This window comes from Deltaproteobacteria bacterium CG11_big_fil_rev_8_21_14_0_20_42_23 (genome assembly GCA_002796345.1).
Lineage (GTDB): Bacteria > UBA10199 > UBA10199 > 2-02-FULL-44-16 > 2-02-FULL-44-16 > 1-14-0-20-42-23.
The window spans coordinates 1-4,636 of sequence record PCXC01000012.1; the positions used below are offsets into that span (position 1 = coordinate 1).

At 41.9% G+C, this 4,636-nt stretch carries 4 protein-coding genes; 3 read left to right on the forward strand and 1 reads right to left on the reverse strand.

Annotated elements, in window-relative coordinates:
- Positions 1 to 196: 196 nt before the first annotated feature.
- Complete coding sequence (locus COV43_01730) at positions 197 to 964, reverse strand: GTP cyclohydrolase I FolE2 (GenBank protein PIR26411.1); 768 nt, start codon at positions 962 to 964, stop codon at positions 197 to 199.
- Positions 965 to 1,119: 155 nt separating this feature from the next.
- On the opposite strand from COV43_01730, the gene COV43_01735 reads away from it, so the two are divergent.
- Genes COV43_01735 through COV43_01745 form a run of 3 tightly spaced genes read left to right on the forward strand, consistent with a single transcriptional unit; the run spans position 1,120 to position 4,516 of the window.
- Positions 1,120 to 2,922, forward strand: a complete 1,803-nt coding sequence (locus COV43_01735) for an acyl-CoA dehydrogenase (GenBank protein PIR26412.1) — start codon at positions 1,120 to 1,122, stop codon at positions 2,920 to 2,922.
- Between the two features lie 20 nt (positions 2,923 to 2,942).
- Positions 2,943 to 3,557: a deoxynucleoside kinase gene (locus COV43_01740; protein PIR26413.1), complete on the forward strand. Its 615-nt coding sequence runs from the start codon at positions 2,943 to 2,945 to the stop codon at positions 3,555 to 3,557.
- On the forward strand, positions 3,554 to 4,516 hold the full coding sequence (locus tag COV43_01745) for a 2-nitropropane dioxygenase (protein ID PIR26414.1): 963 nt from the start codon (positions 3,554 to 3,556) through the stop codon (positions 4,514 to 4,516). Before COV43_01740 ends, COV43_01745 begins: the two co-directional genes overlap by 4 nt.
- The last annotated feature ends 120 nt before the right edge of the window (positions 4,517 to 4,636 follow it).

A 4,636-nucleotide genomic window follows, 5' to 3' on the forward strand; every position in this document is an offset into this window, starting at 1 on the left:
CGCCATCACTTCCTCTCTTTTCTTTCTCTTCCAAATTCAACTTCACTTCAAGATACAATCCACAATTCTGCCAATTTGCTGTCATTGCGAGTTTCGTGAAACGAAACGTGGCAATCTCCTCTGACAATTTATAGTTGTGAATCACCTGAGGAGATTGCCACGTCGTTTAACTACACTCCTCGCAACGACAAAAAAATTACTTCTTCTCAATAAACGCATACGCACTGTGATTGTGGATGCTTTCGAAGTTTTCGGCGGCCACTTGATACCAGGAAATTTCACTTCGTGCGTTGAGGGCAACGGCAACATCACGCACAACGTCTTCCACAAATTTAGGATTATTGTATGAGGCTTCGGTGACAAATTTTTCGTCTGGGCGTTTTAGCACCGAGTAAAGAGGTGAGCTGCCCGCTTGTTCAGCAATGGTAATAAGTTCCTCAAGCCAGATCATCGCACTTGTTTTTACTTGGATTGAAATAATGCCGCGCTGATTATGTGCACCAAAAGCACTAATTTCTTTTGAGCAAGGACACAGTGTCATCACGGGAACATCAACGCCCATCATCACTTCGTCGCCATCATGATTGCTTACAGCTTCAAAAAAACATTGGTACTCCATCATGCCAGACAAACCAGACACTGGCGCTTTTTTGCTTAAAAAATAAGGAAAGCTCATTTTGATATGTGCGCTTTTTGCATCGAAGCATTCTCGCATTTCGTGCGTAATATTTGTCATGTGATCAACATGAATGTTGTTGTGATGCGCATTCAAAATTTCCACAAATCGACTCATGTGCGTGCCTTTAAAGTGATGCGGCAAATCAACATACATGTTCACGCGCGCAATGGTTTTTTGCTCTTTTTGTGCTTGGTCAAGCAGGGTGATGGGATACGAAATATCTTTCACGCCAACTTTGTCGATGGCGATATTGCGTTGATCTGCTTGGTTTTGAACGTCTTTCATCAGGTTGCTCCGGGCTGTGCACTTTGTGTCTTGGCTGCTTACTAGTGAGCTTTCACGCTCTTGGTCAAGGTTAAAATGATACGAATTTTTTTGTGCTTGAGCTCTTTGTTTTAGGCTGTTTTTCTTTGCAAGAGCAAGTGGGCTTGCTATAGAAGGTGGCCACATTGCAGAAACAAAGGGGGAGTTCAGTGTCAACATCAAGCGATATCGTGAAAGGCGGAGCCTTTCTTATTCAAGAGACAAAACCAAGCGACATTTTTATCCCAGAAGAGGCAAGTGAAGATGAAAAAAGCTTGGCTCAACTTACGCGCAATTTTTCAAAAAATGAAGTATTGGCACTTTCGGATCAAATCGAAAAAGATTGCCGCAGCATAAGTCCTGTCCTCATGAAAAAGGCAGGGGAACTGGGTTTGCTGATGGCCGAGGTGCCAGAAGCTTACGGTGGCTTGGGTTTGGGAAAAGTGCCCACTACGTTTATTGCTGAAAATATTACAGATCAAGGTTCATTCTCGGTTACCTTCATGTGCCATACCGGCATTGGCACGCTTCCCATCGATATCTTTGGAACCGAAGCTCAAAAGCAAAAATACCTCCCAAAATTAGCAAGTGGCGAATTCATTGGTGCTTACTCTCTCACAGAAGCTGGTTCAGGCTCTGATGCGCTTGGGGCCAAAACCAAAGCGGTGCTTTCTCCCGATGGAAAACATTATATTTTAAATGGTGAAAAAATCTGGGTAACGAATGGTGGCTTTGCAGATTTATTTACCATCTTCGCAAAAGTAGATGGAGAGCACTTCACCGCCTTCTTGGTGGAAAAAGATTTCCCAGGTCTCAGTATTAACAAAGATGAAGACAAGATGGGTATTAAAGGTTCATCTACAACTGTTTTAGGTTTGAACGATTTAAAAGTTCCAGTTGAAAATGTGTTGGGCGAAATTGGAAAAGGCCATCACATTGCTTTCAACGTTTTGAATGTGGGCAGATGGAAGCTTGGCGCAGCCAGTGTTGGTGCGTGTAAGCGCTTGATTGAATACAGTGTGCAATATGTGAATGAGCGCAAGCAATTTGGAAAAGCGATTTCACAGTTTCAGTTAATTCGCGACAAAATTGCAAGCATGGCGGTGCAAACGTATTTGAACGAGTCCATTGTATATCGCTATGCCCATATGATCGATGTGGCCAAAGCTACGTTAGATGCAAAAAGTGCAGCGTATGATGAAGAACGAAAAAATATTATTCGCGAATATGCTATCGAAGCATCAATCGCAAAAGTGTTTGGCTCGGAAGCCCTTGATACTGTTGTAGATGAGGCCGTTCAGTGTTTTGGTGGTTTTGGATTTAGCGAAGAATATCCTGTTGCAAAGTTTTACCGCGATAGCCGCATCAACCGTATTTTCGAAGGCACAAATGAAATCAACCGCATGATTATTACGGGTACCTTGCTGAAAAAAGCGATGAAGGGCGAGCTTGCGTTAATGGATCAACTGCAAAAAGTATTGGGACAATTGAAAACAGGTTTTTCAGCTGCAAAGTCGCATGAAAAAACTATTCTGCTTCGCTTGAAAGACTTAGCTATTTATGTTGCTGGAGTTGCGCTTAAAAAATATGCAGCAAAAATTGACGACAAACAATCGGTGATGGCGTTTGTTTCTGACATTATTATTTCTGTTTTTGCTTTGGAATCTGCATTGCTTCGCGCCATCAAAATGGAAACTACACTCTCTGCAGACAAGGCTGAAATTCCATACAGCATTTGCAAAATTGCTGCAGCTGAAATGAAAGAAGATCTTTTCTCACGCGCTAATTTAATGTTGATGGATATGGCCGAGACGGATGAAGAATATCAGTCCTATCAAAAAGCGCTGCAGCGATTAACCCCAACTTTTTCACTTCAGGTTCTCAAAGAACGCGAAAAAGTAGCGGCATGGCTGTTGGGAAAATCTGATTTTAGTTTTTGAAGAATGACAAACCGTAAACTATGGCCACACAAAAGTACATAGCGGTTGCTGGCAACATAGGTGCTGGAAAATCAAGCCTGATCGACTTTCTCTGTTCGGAGTATTCTGTAAAACCTTTTTTTGAACAAAACGATAACAATCCTTTTTTTGGTCTGTTTTACAAAAACATGAAGCGTTGGGCGTTTCATTCTCAAATGTTTTTTTTGACGCAGAAATTTAAATCCCAACTTGAACTTCAAAAAGCAAAAGGTACGGTTATTCAAGATAGAACCATTTATGAAGACGCCGAAATTTTTGCGCATAATTTATATGTGCAAAAACACATGAGTAAAGAAGAGTACAATACCTATTCCGATTTATACCAATCTATTTTGCGCACCATTCGCCCACCCGATTTACTCATCTTTGTTGATTGCTCGGTAAAAACACTGTTGAAGCGGATTGAAAAGCGCGGGCGAGATTCAGAACAGAGTATTCCACTTGATTATTTGAAAGGCTTACATCGTTCCTATCGAAAATGGATTAAAGCGTATTCACATTCTCCAGTTTTGGTGTATTCGAGTGAAAAAATTGATTATCTTTCAGACTTTGTACATCGACACGATTTGCTGCAGAAAATTGAGAAATATTTATGAACTTAAAAACAAAATTCACCGAACAGTTTCAACTTGAGCATCCCATTGTATGCGCTCCCATGTTTTTGGTGAGCACTGTGAAGCTAGTGCTTGCTGCCAGCAAAGCCGGAGGGATAGGCGCTTTCCCGGCGCTTAATTATAGACCTATCGAAAAATATGCCTTAGCCTTGCAGCAGATAAAAAAGGAAAGCGATAAGCCATTTGCGGTAAATCTCATTGTTCAAGCTTCAAACAAATATTTGGAGCAGCAACTTGAACTTACTCTTGAGGCAAAAACTCCGTTGATTATTACTTCATTGGGAAAGCCAGATAAAGTGATACAAAAAGCCCACGCAGCTGGAACGAAAGTTTACTGCGATGTGATTAATTTGGAACATGCAAAAAAAGTAATCGATCTTGGTGCTGACGGACTCATTGCGGTTTCGTATGGAGCGGGTGGCCATGCCGGAAATATTTCGCCCTTTGTGCTCATTCCTGCACTTGCAGATGCGTTTGATGTTCCAGTTTTGGCAGCTGGCGGAATTACCGATGGCCGCACAATGGCGGCAGCATTAGATTTGGGGGCATCGGGAGTTTATCTGGGCACACGCTTTATCGCTTCGAAAGAGTGTGAAGTTTCAGAAGACTATAAACAAACCATTCTGCAATCTGGGTTTTCAGACGTAATCAACACAGACCGAGTTGACGGATATCCAGGAAATTTTTTAAAAACGGCAGCCTTGGAAGCTATTGGCCTTGAAGATAGTGTGCTGGAAACTCTTTTGAAAAAAAACAAACGCTTTCGAAGAGCCTTAGCCATTAAGCGTTCACTCAAATCTCTCTTCGGCCACGATAAAAAAGTTTCATACAAAACCGTTTTTGCCGCAGGTCAATGTGTTGAAATGATACACGAACTCAAATCAGTGGAAGATATTATGAAAGACATTGTGCACGAATATGCTGAGTTGAGGAAGGGATAAGCCTGAGAAAGGTTTTTTCTCTTTGTTTTGTCATCCTCGCGTACGCGGGGATGTGGATTCACATTCGAAGTGCAACACTTGGTTCAAGAAGACCTCAGCAGGAGTTCGATAACCAAGACA